This window comes from Vibrio sp. Vb0598 (genome assembly GCF_033338935.1).
Taxonomy (GTDB): Bacteria; Pseudomonadota; Gammaproteobacteria; order Enterobacterales; family Vibrionaceae; genus Vibrio; species Vibrio alginolyticus.
The window spans coordinates 26,730-40,344 of record NZ_JAWOTP010000021.1 but is presented as its reverse complement, the minus strand read 5'-3'; the positions used below and the strand labels follow the sequence as shown (position 1 = coordinate 40,344).

Here is a 13,615-nt window from a genome sequence, read left to right as displayed (position 1 = left end):
CAATCCCCATTAAGACTGCAATGCATCGCTCAGGCGGTTCAAACGACCACGCGCTGAGTCATCGATGACTAGGTCTCCGGCTCGAATAATAACCCCACCAAGTAGGGTCTCATCTACACTGCAATTCAGCTTCACTTTGCGTTCAAGACGCTTTTCAAGTTTGCTGCCAATGTTTGCAAGTTGTTCATCAGAAAGCTCTGTTGCTGAAATTACTTCAACATCAATTTCTTTCTCATGTTCTTTTTTCAGAGTAAAAAACTCCGTGCAAACATCAGGAAGGGCCGCTAAACGACCATTCTCAGCCATTACCTTCAAAAGGTTTTGACCGTGCGCATCAACTTGTTCGCCGCAAACTGCAACAAAAATTTCTGCCATTTTGTCAGCAGAAACCGAACCCGTTAGTAGTTCGTTCATTTGTTCGTTTTTGGCCACTTCAGCAGCAAAAGATAACATTTGGCCCCATTGGTCCAACTGGTCTTTCTCTAAAGCAAAGTCGAAGGCTGCTTTAGCATAGGGGCGTGCGATAGTAGTCAAATCAGACATATGCGCCCCCAGACTTAAAGTTTTGCAGTAATGTTGTCGAGAATATCTTTTTGCGCATCTTTATCGATAGAACGCTCAAGGATTTTCTCAGCACCAGCTACAGCCAGAGTAGCAACTTGTTTGCGCAGCTCATCGCGTGCACGATTGCGTTCAGCTTCAAGTTCTGCTTCTGCTTGCGCTAGGATTTTCTGGCGTTCTGCCTGAGCTTCCTCGCGAGCTTCATCAAGAATTTGAGACTTACGTTTGTTCGCTTGTTCGATGATCTCAGTTGCTGTGCGCTTCGCTTCTTTCAATTGATCAGAAGCGTTGGCTTGTGCTAGATCCAAGTCTTTCGCAGCACGTTCTGCTGCTTGAAGACCATCAGCAATTTTCTTCTGACGCTCTTCGATCGCTTGCATCAATGGTGGCCATACATACTTCATGCAGAACCACACAAATAGTGCGAACGAGATTGCTTGACCTAGCAGAGTTGCGTTTATGTTCACAACAGCTACCCCTCTATTTGGACTTAGTGTTAATCAGTGACAAGCGATAATCGCCCGTCCCGAGTTAAAGGTGATTAACCTAGTTGACCAACGAATGGGTTTGCGAAAGTGAATAGTAGCGCGATTACGATACCGATCATTGGAACCGCATCAAGTAGACCCGCGATGATGAACATCTTAACTTGTAGCATAGGAGCCATTTCTGGTTGACGTGCAGCACCTTCTAGGAATTTACCACCTAGCAGTGCGAAACCAATCGCTGTACCAAGAGAAGCAAGACCGACGATAATACCTACGGCGATTGCAGAAAAGCTCAGTAAAGTTTCCATTACTATCTCCAATTTATAGTTGTTGGCTTAGTGCCCAAATAAAAAGCTTTAAAAAAATTAATGATCAGGATCTTCGTGTGCCATTGACAGGTAAACAATTGTCAACATCATGAATACGAAGGCTTGAATCGTAATAACCAAGATATGGAAGATTGCCCACGGTAGTGAACCCATCCATTGTAAGTACCATGGTAGCATTGCCGCACAAAGAATGAATACAACCTCACCCGCGAACATGTTACCGAATAGACGCATACCAAGTGATAGAGGTTTCGCTAATAGCGATACCACTTCAATTAGTAGGTTAAACGGAATCATCAGTGGGTGATTGAATGGATGTAGTGCAAGTTCTTTTGCGAATCCACCTAGACCTTTTACTTTGATGCTGTAGTAAATCATCAATGCAAAAACGCCTAGAGCCATAGCCATGGTGATATTCACATCAGCAGACGGTACAACCTTAAGGTAAGGAATACCTAGCCAATGCTCTGCTGGGTATGGTAAGAAGTCGATAGGAACTAAGTCCATCACGTTCATCAAAAATACCCAACAAAAGATAGTCAGTGCTAAAGGCGCGATCAGTGGGTTGCGTCCATGGAACGTGTCTTTGACGTTATCGGCGACAAATTCAACGATCATTTCTACAGCACACTGAAGCTTACCCGGTACACCCGCTGTTGTTCTCTTTGCTACTTTGTAAAAAATTCCTAGGAAGATTAAACCAGTAAACCAAGAAAAAAACAGGCTATCGATATGTACGTTCCAGAAACTTGTCTCCGACCCTACTAAACCCAACTTGTATAGCGATAGGTTAGAAAGGTGGTGGGCAATGTAACCGGACGATGTTAGCGCTTCACCTGGCGCAGCCATAACTCATCCTATTTTTTGTTGTTAATGAATAGCACTGGTGCACAGATATTAATACCTAGTACCAGCAAATAGGTTAGTTTGAGGGGAACAAGTTCCACCTGCATATACATGTAGGCAACATAGAACAGTGCAACCGTGATGAGAATTTTCAGTACTTCACCCGTATAGAAGGAAGCAGCGATGCGCTTGGCAGCGCGAGCTCCACTAAACATGAAAGCACACAGCGCGAATACTGCATTGGCAACAACAAAAATGCCTCCGCCAATCAGCGCTGAAAATCCCCAGTCAGGATTTATGGCTACCGCCATTCCTGCTGCCACAAAAATAACCGCGCCAGACTGGATCATTAACAATTGCCTTGCGAGCTCTCGTCCTGGTCTAGCTAACGCAGCTACCATGTATTCGTACCTCTAGTAATATCCACTTCGCACTTAACTCTCTGTGCTGGGAAATTGGCGAAAATTATACGTTCAGTTCAACGTAAAGCAATTCGATTGCATCAAAAACTTACAGTTTTGTTTACAAAACGACAACTTTCGCACAAAATTCGATTAATTAGATTAATTGACCTAAATCAATTATCTCATCTAGGCCTCAAGCTTGGCAATTAGTTGGTCCAATTTGTGAGGCTCATCAAGACTTATCGTCAATTTCGCTTTTCCGTTTGCAGAACGGGTAAGAGAAACTTTTGCATCAAGCAGCTGACTCAATTTATGCGACATTTGCTCGGCTTCGGTATCCTCTTGTTGCCCTTTTTGCTCATTTTGTGGGGCTAAGCACTTTTTTACTAACTGTTCGGTTTGGCGAACAGTCATTTGCTTCTTAGCCACTTGTTGAGCTACTTCGACTTGCTGTTCGCCTTCTAACGCTAACAGAGCTCGAGCATGACCCATTTCCAATTTTTTATCTGCAACCAGACCTTTTACATCAACTTCCAACTGATTCAGACGTAATAGGTTACTCACCGTCGTTCTTGATTTACCAATCACATCGGCCACTTGTTGATGTGTCAGCGTGAATTCATCTTGTAGACGTTCAAGCGCTTGGGCTTCCTCAATCACATTCAAGTCTTCACGTTGAATGTTTTCAATCAACGCCATGGCGATGGCGGCACGATCTTCAACTTTTTTCACCAAACACGGCACGCGTTTTAAACCCGCCTGCCTTGCAGCACGCCAGCGGCGCTCACCTGCGATGATCTCAAACTGACCATTTTCGACCTGGCGAACCACGATTGGTTGAATAATGCCTTGTGATTGAATCGAAGCCGCTAGTTCTTCTAGCGCTTCAGGCGCCATATCTTTACGCGGTTGGTATACGCCCGGTTGCAATTGACCAATCGCTAAATCGGTTAACTCACCGTCTGCCGATAATTCTTGGCTATGCGATGCAATATGCTGTTTTTCACGAGCAAACGAACTGGTCGACAATAACGCATCCAGTCCTTTTCCGAGACCACGCTTAGACATGGGATTGAATTCCTTAGGTTAGAGTTAAACTGGGATTTCTTCGCGGCGGAGCATTTCGCCCGCTAGAGCAAGATACGCTTTGGCACCTGCGGAGTACTTATCGTAGTACATTGCTGGCTTACCGTGACTTGGCGCTTCAGCCAAACGAACATTACGCGGAATGACAGTACGGTAAACTTTATTCCCAAAGTGTTTTTTAAGTTGATCGGATACTTCATTCGATAAGCGGTTGCGTGGGTCGTACATGGTACGCAATAAACCTTCGATTTTTAGGTTTTCATTCACAACAGCCGCTAACTTGCTGATTGTATCCATAAGAGCTGTTAAACCTTCTAACGCAAAGTATTCACATTGCATCGGCACCAGCACAGAGTCAGCTGCCGCCATCGCATTGATTGTAAGAAGGTTTAGAGAAGGAGGACAATCAATAAAGATGAAATCATAGTTATCGCGAACTGACGACAATGCATTTTTTAGACGCACTTCACGAGCGAAAACTTCCATCAATTTGATTTCTGCCGCGGTGACGTCTCCGTTCGCCGCGATCAAATCATACTTCCCTGTTGTTTGGGTACAAACGACTTGATCGAACGGTGTATCTTCGACCAAAAGATCGTATGCGGTGGCGTCGACCATATACTTATCCACACCACTCGCCATCGTAGCATTGCCTTGCGGGTCGAGATCGATCACCAAAACCTTGCGCTTTGTTGCCGCCATCGAAGCCGCTAAGTTAATGCACGTTGTTGTTTTGCCGACCCCACCTTTCTGGTTGGCGATTGCTACAATTTTACCCACGATTACCTCGCTAATTTTCCTTGCGCGATAAGATTACTAGATGACGATCACCTTCCAACTCAGGAACAGCCAAAGATATGATCTCTGTCACACTGCACCATTCAGGAAGCTGATCCATTTCATCTTTAGGGTGCTGTCCTTTCAGCGCTAGAAACACCCCGTGCTCTTGTTTCGGCAAATGGTGGCACCATTCCACCATGTCTGTCATTGAAGCAAAAGCTCGACTCAAAACGCCATCAAATTTTTCTTCAGGTTGGAATTCTTCGACGCGACTTTGAATTGGTGTCACGTTTTTCAGCCCTAATGTGTGCACGACTTGCTTGATAAAACGGATGCGTTTGCCAAGACTGTCGAGCAAAAAGAAGGTTTTCTCAGGGTTCATGATTGCCAAAGGGATGCCCGGTAACCCCGGACCAGTACCAACATCAATGAAGCGCTCACCGGGCAGGTGTGCGCTTACAACGATACTATCAAGAATATGTTTCACTAACATATCAAGCGGATCACGTACCGATGTTAAATTGTACGCTTTGTTCCATTTATCGAGCAGTTCGACATAACCAACTAACTGTTCTCGTTGCTGTTCTGACACTTCCAAATCGGTTTTCGCGATCAGTGAATCCAGCTTTGTTCGCAATGCACTCATTATTCTTCCTCACCTTTCTTCAGCAAACCATGCTTTTTCAAGTGAACAAGTAGAATAGAAATTGCAGCAGGCGTAATACCAGAAATGCGTGATGCAATACCGATGCTCTCTGGTTTGGCCTCGCTCAGTTTAGCAACGACTTCGTTTGATAAACCTTTTACATCGCGGTAATCCAAATCAGCAGGTAACTTGGTATTTTCGTGACGCAGTGATTTTTCGATCTCTTCCTGCTGACGCTTGATGTAACCATCGTATTTCACTTGAATTTCAACTTGCTCAGCCGCTTGCAGATCTTCAAGTGCAGGAGCAAACGCTTCAAGTTGCGTCAGTTGCGAATAAGTGATCTCTGGACGACGCAGAAGATCCTCACCACTCGCTTCACGGGCCATTGGGGTTTTCAGCAGCTTGTTCAGCTCATCAACACCCTCTGACTTCGGATTCATCCACGTTGCTTTCAAACGCTGACGCTCCGTTTCCATATTGTTGATTTTCTCGTTAAAGCGAGCCCAACGAACATCATCAATCAAGCCTAGCTCGCGCGCTTTTTCCGTTAAACGCAAATCGGCATTATCTTCACGAAGTAGCAGGCGGTATTCCGCACGAGAAGTGAACATGCGGTACGGCTCTTTGGTACCCATGGTCGATAAGTCATCAATCAACACGCCCATGTAAGCTTGGTCACGACGTGGGCTCCAGCCTTCTTTGTCTTGGCTAAACAAGCTTGCGTTTAGACCGGCCATCAAGCCTTGCGCTGCGGCTTCTTCGTAGCCAGTCGTACCATTAATCTGGCCAGCAAAGAACAAACCATGGATGAACTTCGTCTCGTACGTTTGCTTCAAATCACGGGGATCGAAGAAATCATATTCAATCGCATAACCTGGGCGAACGATGTGTGCATTTTCAAACCCTTTCATTGAGCGCACGATTTGTACTTGCACATCAAATGGCAAGCTGGTCGAGATACCATTAGGGTATAACTCGTGCGTGGTTAGGCCTTCTGGCTCAATGAAGATTTGGTGGCTGTTTTTGTCAGCGAAACGCATCACTTTGTCTTCTATAGACGGACAGTAACGAGGACCAATACCTTCAATCACACCTGCGTACATTGGACTGCGATCCAAGTTACTACGGATCACATCGTGAGTTTGTTCATTGGTGTGGGTGATGAAACATGGAATCTGACGCGGATGCTGTTCACGTTTGCCCATGAACGAGAATACAGGCGTTGGGTTATCACCGTGCTGAGCTTCTAGCACTGAAAAATCAACAGTACGAGCATCAATGCGCGGTGGAGTACCTGTTTTTAAACGATCCACACGGAACGGCAGTTCACGCAGTCGATCCGCTAATGCGATCGATGGTGGATCCCCGGCACGACCACCAGACGAGCTTTCCATACCTATGTGGATCTTACCACCAAGGAAGGTACCCACGGTTAGCACAACGGCTTTCGCATGGAAGCGAAGTCCCATTTGAGTTACCACACCAACTGCGCGATCTTGTTCAACAATCAGATCATCAACTGATTGCTGGAACAACGTTAAGTTAGGCGCATTTTCTAATGCATTACGAACGTACGCTTTGTACAGAGCGCGATCGGCTTGAGCTCGAGTTGCTCGTACTGCAGGACCTTTGGAGGCATTTAGTGTACGAAACTGAATACCTGCATGGTCGATGGCTTCAGCCATCAAACCGCCCATAGCATCTACTTCTTTTACTAAGTGACCTTTACCAATACCACCGATCGCCGGATTACAAGACATCTGGCCTAATGTATCGATGTTATGGGTAAGGAGAAGCGTTTTTTGTCCTGTGCGTGCAGATGCGAGCGCGGCTTCCGTTCCTGCGTGTCCGCCACCGACAACAATGACGTCAAAGTTTTCGTGATAAAGCATGAACTGACCTCAGGTATTCAAAGGGATTTAATGGACAGATAAAGGAGCCGTATTTTACCTGCTTTATGCCAGAGAGAAAAACGTTTTCTCGTTTTATCCGTTTTAAGCTCCAAGATAAATATATATAAGATCTATATATATGATCTTTTATTAGATCTACTATTAGGATCGACCGTTTCTGTGGATAACTTAAAAATGATCAACAAGATCATGGATCTTCTTTGGATCATATCTTGTGATCATGATTGGATCAGATCGAGGATTACCTGGGATCAAAAGTGGTGGTTATACACAGGGGGTGAAATTGATCAAAGTTGTTATTGGGATAACTAAAGGAAAATCACTGGATCTTATTGTAGTTATCCACAGTCTGTTTGGTTGGTTTTTGAGCGGTTAAACAAAATAATTTGGTGGGAGAGTTATTCACATGGGAGAAAACAGAGCCGAATTTCGACTCTGTTGAAGGGAAAGTCGCGAGTTTAAAAACGTTCGATATTCTCTTTTAACCACATTTCTGCGGCGTCTTCTGGCACATCATGGCTCAGTACATCGATTTTAAAGCAATCTGCGAGAGGGGTTGCACCAATATCCTCTAATAAATCATAAGCGTGTTGACCAGCGGCACAGAACGTATCGTAGCTAGAGTCACCAATCGCAATCACCGCAAATTTTACATCAGTCATTTTTGGCGGTGTATTTTGTAATGCTGCGATAAAAGGTTGGATATTATCAGGATACTCACCAGCTCCATGTGTAGAGGTGATCACCAACCACGTACCTTGATTTTCGATATCACTGAGGGAAGGCTGGTTGTGGATCGTTGTTTCAAATCCATTCTCGTTGAGTAGATCACTCAGGTGATCCCCTACGTATTCTGCGCCACCTAACGTGCTGCCTGTAATAATGTGGATCATACTTCTTCCTTATTGAATGCGACGGCTAAAGCTCATGGATGGCTTGCCGTACAAAAAGAAACGCGGTGTGAGTTAAGCTCAGCACCGCGCGTTCGATTATTTACTTCCCGATACAGAATGAAGAGAAGATTCGTCCCAGTAAGTCGTCAGAACTGAACTCACCGGTAATCTCATTGAGATGTTGTTGGGTGATGCGTAGCTCTTCAGCCAATATTTCACCAGCCATATAGCCTTCAAGCTGCTCCTGGCCTATTTGAAGGTGCTGTGCGGCACGTTCTAATGCATCGAGATGACGACGACGAGCCATAAACCCACCTTCACTGTTGCCAGAGAAGCCCATACACTCCTTGAGATGATCGCGCAGAGCTTCAACCCCTGCACCAGTCTTCGCTGACAAACGGATAAGAGTAGGGTTATTGACGTGGCAGATCCCCATATCTTCACCCGTTTGATCCGCTTTATTACGGATCACAGTTATACCAATGTTGTCTGGTAGGCGATCCACAAAATCTGGCCAGATATCTTTCGGATCGGTGGCATCGGTTGTCGTGCCATCCACCATGAACAACACGCGGTCTGCTTGGGCTATTTCATCCCACGCGCGTTCGATACCGATTTTCTCTACTTCATCGGAAGCATCACGCAAACCTGCTGTATCAATGATGTGTAGTGGCATGCCATCAATATGGATATGCTCACGCAGTACATCACGCGTGGTTCCTGCGATGTCGGTTACGATTGCAGATTCTTTACCCGATAGCGCGTTCAGTAGGCTTGATTTGCCCGCATTTGGACGACCCGCAATCACGACTTTCATCCCTTCACGCATAATAGCGCCTTGGTTAGCTTCTTTGCGCACCGCATCTAGGTTGTCGATGATGGCTTGTAGGTCACCAGCCACTTTACCGTCGGCCAAAAAGTCGATCTCTTCTTCAGGGAAGTCGATGGCTGCTTCAACATAGATACGCAAATGAATCAGCGACTCAACTAAGGTATTAATGCGGCCTGAAAATGCGCCCTGTAAGGATTGCAGTGCCGATTTTGCTGCTTCTTCAGAACTGGCATCAATGAGGTCTGCGATCGCCTCGGCTTGAGCGAGGTCGAGTTTATCGTTCAGAAATGCGCGTTCAGAGAACTCACCAGGGCGAGCAGCTCGAATACCATCTATACCTAGAATGCGTTTTATCAGCATATCCATCACTACAGGGCCGCCATGGCCTTGCAGCTCAAGTACGTCTTCACCGGTAAATGAGTGTGGGTTAGGGAAGTACAGTGCGATGCCCTGATCAAGCACAGTGCCATCTTCTGACTTAAACGGCAGGTACTCTGCGTAGCGGGGCTTTAGTGTTTTGCCAGTGACTTCTAACGCCACTTGGTTGGCTTTAGGGCCAGAAACTCGAATAATACCGACACCGCCACGACCAGGCGCGGTCGCTTGAGCGACAATCGTATCTGTAGTCATAATTTTGCCTTTTGAGCTGGGCTATAGGGAAGATACCTAGGGAGCCATCACAATTAATTAGCTGAATTGTAATCAGCCAAAAACAAAAAGGCGACCTTTTGGCCGCCTTTCTCAATCATTTCCTAAAAGGTTACTTGCTGTGTAAGCCTTTTTTCTCTAATCCTTTGTAGATCAGAGTTTGCTGGATAAGCGTTACGATGTTCGACACCAACCAGTACAGAACGAGACCTGATGGGAAGAACAAGAAGAAGAAGGTAAACATAACCGGCATAAAGGTCATGATCTTCTGCTGCATTGGATCCGTTACCGTTGTCGGGCTCATCTTCTGGATTAGGAACATAGACGCACCCATCAATAGCGGCAGGATGTAGTAAGGGTCCTGCGCTGAAAGGTCATGAATCCAACCGAAGAATGGTGAGTGACGTAGCTCTACCGATTCCATTAGCGCCCAGTATAGTGCGATGAAAATAGGCATCTGTAGGATAAGAGGTAGACAACCACCTAGTGGGTTCACTTTCTCTTTCTTGTACAGTTCCATCATTTCTTGGCTCATGCGCTGACGGTCATCACCGATACGCTCACGCATTGCTTGCAGCTTAGGCTGTAGCATGCGCATTTTCGCCATAGATGTGTATTGCGCTTTTGTTAGTGGGTACATTGCACCACGAACGATGAAGGTCAGACAGATGATTGCCACACCCCAGTTACCAACAAAGCTCTGGATGAATGAAAGCAACATATGAAGAGGCTTCGCAATGAACCATAACCAGCCGTAGTCCACTACTAGGTCTAGGTTAGGAGCCACTTCTGCCATTTCATCTTGCAGTTTTGGACCAACCCAAAGTGTTGCTTCAAACTTAGCCTGATCGCCTGTTGCGATAGTTTTGTTCGGCATACGAACGCCGATGTCGCCTAGGTTGCCAATTACACGAGTATATAGGTTAGTACCTGGTTCGTTACGTGGGATCCAAGCTGCGGCAAAGTAGTGCTGAATCATTGCTGCCCAACCTTGGCCATCGGCTAGGTTAAGAGACAGGTTGCGATCCTGCATATCATCAAAGCTGTACTTCTTGTAACGCGTATCTTCTGTTGAGTATGCGCCACCACGGTAAGTAGGCATTGTGATGCTACCACCATCGTCCATTAGGTTTTGACGTAGGTGAGCGTACATACCAAATGTTGCGTTGTTGCCTGAGTTGTTCACTACATCGTATTCAACATTAAGCGCGTAGCTGCCGCGTTTAAAGATGTAAGTTTTGGTGTATTCGATGCCGTTTGCAGTGAATGTCATCGGAACGCGAAGTTCATCTTGACCGTCAGCCATTGTGAAGCTGTCTGCACTTACGTTGTAGTGAGGGCGATTTGTGCTGCTCAAGTCGATACCTTGAGGGCCCACTAGACCGCTTTGAGCGATAAATTGGTGACCTTGAGCGTCTTTAAGCAGAACAAAGGAATCTGATGAATCTAACTCAGCAGAGTATTCGTTAAGGTTGGCATGTACCACATCGCCACCAACGGTGTCGATCGACAGAGTTAAAACATCAGTCGTTACTGTGATAGTTTTTGCAGAAGCTTGCTGTTGACCAGGAACTGGGTCAAGTTCATCAGCAAAAGATGGTGCAGGTAGAGTGCTGCTTGATTGAGCCTGTTCAACTGCTTGAGGTTCTGGATTCTTTGCAACTTGCCATTGTTGAAACAGCAAAAAAGAAACCAGGGCCAAACCGATGAGCAGGATATTACGTTGAGAATCCATCGTTAGTTATCTCTGTCTTGTTTTTGGACTGGTGGAACGGGGTCATACCCCCCTTCATTCAAAGGGTGGCATTTTAATAGACGTTTGCCTGATAACCAACATCCTTTTACAAAACCGTGAGCTCTCAAAGCTTCTAGCGCGTAAGTGGAACAGGTTGGTGTGAACCGGCAACGAGGACCAATCAAAGGGCTGATAAACCAGCGATACAGATAAACGAGCCCAATGGCTATCCACGTGAAGGGCGAGACAGGCGTTGCCATAGCTTATCAAACAACTTAAAAATTTCCTCATTGCTTAAATCTTGCGCGCTTTTCTTCGCAATCACAACAAAATCTTTGTTTGGAAGCTGATGTTGATTGTTACGAAAGCTTTCACGAGCCAAACGCTTAAATCGGTTACGACCGACAGCCGTTTTGATTTGCTTTTTGGGAACCGCTAAACCTAATCGTGGGTGAGAAAGTTTGTTATTGCGAGCAATGATGGTGAAATGAGGCGAGCCAGCTCGATGAGCTTGCTGGAAGACGTTTTGATAATGCTCGGGAGTTAACAAACGTAACTCCCGATTAAACGCGTACGTGTTCAAAATAAACTAGCGATTATTTTGATAGGCGCGCACGGCCTTTTGCACGACGTGCGTTGATAACTTTACGACCGTTCTTAGTTGCCATGCGAGCACGGAAGCCGTGAGTACGCTTGCGCTTTAGAACTGTAGGTTGAAAAGTGCGTTTCATGATAATTACCTTTACTGATCAGTAGTTTTAGGTTCTTGTTAAACCCGGCGTGGGTATTTGCTTTCTTATATAAAGAAGCTCTTTATATAGAGAAGGACAACCGACGCCTCTCAACAAAGAGGCGGAATTGTAATCACACTCACATAATGTGTCAATGACTCAATGAGTACGAAATTCCGGCCGGGCGATTATACGTAGTGTGAGTAAAATCTCAAGGATCAATCGATCCTGATGCTTGATCGTTACTCTATTCCTACTTGGTTAAGGAATTTTTTCAAACGAGGATCTTGTGGATTATCGAAGATATCCTGTGGAGAACCTTGCTCAACGATATTGCCTTCCGCCATGAAGATCACTCTATCAGCTACTTCTTTCGCGAATTGCATCTCGTGCGTCACCACCAGCATGGTTTGATGCTGATTAGCTAACTTCTTCATTAATGAGAGAACTTCACCGACCCATTCAGGATCCAGCGCAGAAGTTGGTTCGTCAAACAACAGCAGTTCTGGTTGCAGCGCCATCGCTCGGCCGATACCCACACGTTGTTGTTGGCCGCCAGATAATGCCGCTGGATAACTATCGCCTTTATCCCCAAGGCCGATGTCATCCAGAATTTGTTGCGCTCGTTTGAGAGCATCGGCTTTTTTCCAACCTCGAACGGTCACTAGACCTTCGGCAATGTTCTGGCGCGCATTCATGTGGGCAAACAGGGCATAGTTTTGGAACACAAAGCCAGTTCGACGACGCAGCGCTAATACTTCGGCTTTAGTGTGTTTTTGAGTATCAACGGAGATGTCATCTATCGTGATACGACCTTCATCTGCTTGTTCTAGAAAGTTCACCGTACGCAGCAAGGTTGATTTACCCGTACCACTTGAGCCGATAATCACGATGATCTCACCTTGCTTAATATCGAGGTCGATGCCTTTCAGCACTTCAGTCTCACCAAAACGTTTGTGAATATTTTCTAACTTAATCATCGTACGTACGCCTTATTCAGTTTTGCTTCTGCCCAGATTTGTACGCGAGTCAGAATTACCACCACGCCCCAGTAAATAAGAGCAACCGCAAGGAAAGCTTCAAAGAAACGGAAACTTGATGAGGCTTCCATCTGTGCTTTCGCCATGATTTCGGCCACACCAAGCGTGAAAGCGAGAGACGTTGACTTGATCATATCGATGAAATAGTTCATCAATGAAGGCAGTGCGACACGCGTTGCTTGAGGTAAGATCACTCGGCGCATTGCTTGGGATGTCGTCATACCGACCGATAAGCTCGCTTCCATTTGGCTGCGATCAATGCCAATAATGGCGGCACGAATACTTTCCGCCATATAAGCGGCAAAGTGCAGCGTTAAACCGATCACCGCTGCTGAAAAGGCGTCGATACCGACCATCAATGGAAAAATTTGCGGTAAGCCGTAGTAAAGCAGGAAAAGCTGAACCAACAGTGGGGTGCCACGGAAGAAGCTGATGTACAGTTGGCTTAATTGATCCAGAACTGGCAGTTTAAATACGCGAATATTGGCTAAAATGACGGATAAAATCAGCGAAAACACCAATCCCCATGTCGCCATTTCCATGGTTGTGCCAAGATATTTCAGCAATATCGGCAGCAGTTCCAACATGTAATTAAAGTCAAATCCCATACGGCTTACCTAAAGGCTAGAGAAAAGAAAAGGTGGAAAACAAGTTCCACCTTTACGTAAGTTTATTTTAGT

Annotated in this window: 17 protein-coding genes; all 17 read right to left on the bottom strand. The window is 45.7% G+C overall.

Annotation, left to right across the window (positions count from 1 at the left end; translation table 11 throughout):
* Window positions 1-9: 9 nt before the first annotated feature.
* Window positions 10-543, bottom strand: coding sequence for a F0F1 ATP synthase subunit delta (atpH, locus tag R7Q38_RS18550; protein WP_017635596.1), 534 nt, complete (start codon window positions 541-543; stop codon window positions 10-12).
* Between the two features lie 14 nt (window positions 544-557).
* Complete coding sequence (gene atpF, locus R7Q38_RS18545) at window positions 558-1,028, bottom strand: F0F1 ATP synthase subunit B (protein WP_005378929.1); 471 nt, start codon at window positions 1,026-1,028, stop codon at window positions 558-560.
* A gap of 74 nt (window positions 1,029-1,102) precedes the next feature.
* On the bottom strand, window positions 1,103-1,357 hold the full coding sequence (atpE, locus tag R7Q38_RS18540; RefSeq protein ID WP_002540812.1) for a F0F1 ATP synthase subunit C: 255 nt from the start codon (window positions 1,355-1,357) through the stop codon (window positions 1,103-1,105).
* 57 nt (window positions 1,358-1,414) lie between these two features.
* Window positions 1,415-2,227 carry a F0F1 ATP synthase subunit A gene (gene atpB / locus R7Q38_RS18535; protein WP_005378922.1) on the bottom strand — a complete coding sequence of 271 codons (813 nt, stop codon included), beginning with the start codon at window positions 2,225-2,227 and terminating at the stop codon, window positions 1,415-1,417.
* An 8-nt stretch (window positions 2,228-2,235) separates the two neighbouring features.
* Window positions 2,236-2,625, bottom strand: coding sequence for a F0F1 ATP synthase subunit I (locus R7Q38_RS18530; protein ID WP_005378921.1), 390 nt, complete (start codon window positions 2,623-2,625; stop codon window positions 2,236-2,238).
* 189 nt (window positions 2,626-2,814) lie between these two features.
* Window positions 2,815-3,696 carry a ParB/RepB/Spo0J family partition protein gene (locus R7Q38_RS18525; RefSeq protein WP_005383840.1) on the bottom strand — a complete coding sequence of 294 codons (882 nt, stop codon included), beginning with the start codon at window positions 3,694-3,696 and terminating at the stop codon, window positions 2,815-2,817.
* Between the two features lie 24 nt (window positions 3,697-3,720).
* On the bottom strand, window positions 3,721-4,494 hold the full coding sequence (locus tag R7Q38_RS18520; RefSeq protein WP_005383838.1) for a ParA family protein: 774 nt from the start codon (window positions 4,492-4,494) through the stop codon (window positions 3,721-3,723).
* A 10-nt stretch (window positions 4,495-4,504) separates the two neighbouring features.
* Window positions 4,505-5,140, bottom strand: a complete 636-nt coding sequence (gene rsmG, locus R7Q38_RS18515; protein ID WP_005378902.1) for a 16S rRNA (guanine(527)-N(7))-methyltransferase RsmG — start codon at window positions 5,138-5,140, stop codon at window positions 4,505-4,507.
* A complete protein-coding gene (gene mnmG, locus R7Q38_RS18510; protein WP_239938715.1) occupies window positions 5,140-7,035 on the bottom strand; it encodes a tRNA uridine-5-carboxymethylaminomethyl(34) synthesis enzyme MnmG in 1,896 nt (631 codons plus the stop codon). The genes rsmG and mnmG overlap by 1 nt, the downstream gene beginning before the upstream one ends.
* A 479-nt stretch (window positions 7,036-7,514) precedes the next feature.
* The gene (mioC, locus tag R7Q38_RS18505; protein ID WP_005378900.1) at window positions 7,515-7,949 is read right to left on the bottom strand and encodes an FMN-binding protein MioC; all 435 of its coding nucleotides are present in this window, start codon (window positions 7,947-7,949) and stop codon (window positions 7,515-7,517) included.
* Between the two features lie 100 nt (window positions 7,950-8,049).
* A complete protein-coding gene (gene mnmE / locus R7Q38_RS18500) occupies window positions 8,050-9,411 on the bottom strand; it encodes a tRNA uridine-5-carboxymethylaminomethyl(34) synthesis GTPase MnmE (RefSeq protein WP_005383836.1) in 1,362 nt (453 codons plus the stop codon).
* Window positions 9,412-9,541: 130 nt separating this feature from the next.
* Window positions 9,542-11,164, bottom strand: coding sequence for a membrane protein insertase YidC (yidC, locus tag R7Q38_RS18495; protein ID WP_005383834.1), 1,623 nt, complete (start codon window positions 11,162-11,164; stop codon window positions 9,542-9,544).
* Between the two features lie 2 nt (window positions 11,165-11,166).
* On the bottom strand, window positions 11,167-11,424 hold the full coding sequence (gene yidD / locus R7Q38_RS18490) for a membrane protein insertion efficiency factor YidD (protein WP_005378822.1): 258 nt from the start codon (window positions 11,422-11,424) through the stop codon (window positions 11,167-11,169).
* Window positions 11,391-11,714 (bottom strand): ribonuclease P protein component, encoded by a 324-nt coding sequence (rnpA, locus tag R7Q38_RS18485; protein WP_005394102.1) that lies wholly within the window; start codon window positions 11,712-11,714, stop codon window positions 11,391-11,393. Before rnpA ends, yidD begins: the two co-directional genes overlap by 34 nt.
* 46 nt (window positions 11,715-11,760) lie before the next feature.
* Window positions 11,761-11,895 (bottom strand): 50S ribosomal protein L34, encoded by a 135-nt coding sequence (gene rpmH, locus R7Q38_RS18480; protein WP_005378825.1) that lies wholly within the window; start codon window positions 11,893-11,895, stop codon window positions 11,761-11,763.
* 242 nt (window positions 11,896-12,137) lie between these two features.
* Window positions 12,138-12,875, bottom strand: coding sequence for an amino acid ABC transporter ATP-binding protein (locus R7Q38_RS18475; RefSeq protein ID WP_005378827.1), 738 nt, complete (start codon window positions 12,873-12,875; stop codon window positions 12,138-12,140).
* A complete protein-coding gene (locus R7Q38_RS18470) occupies window positions 12,872-13,543 on the bottom strand; it encodes an amino acid ABC transporter permease (RefSeq protein ID WP_005378829.1) in 672 nt (223 codons plus the stop codon). Before R7Q38_RS18470 ends, R7Q38_RS18475 begins: the two co-directional genes overlap by 4 nt.
* Between the last annotated feature and the right edge of the window lie 72 nt (window positions 13,544-13,615).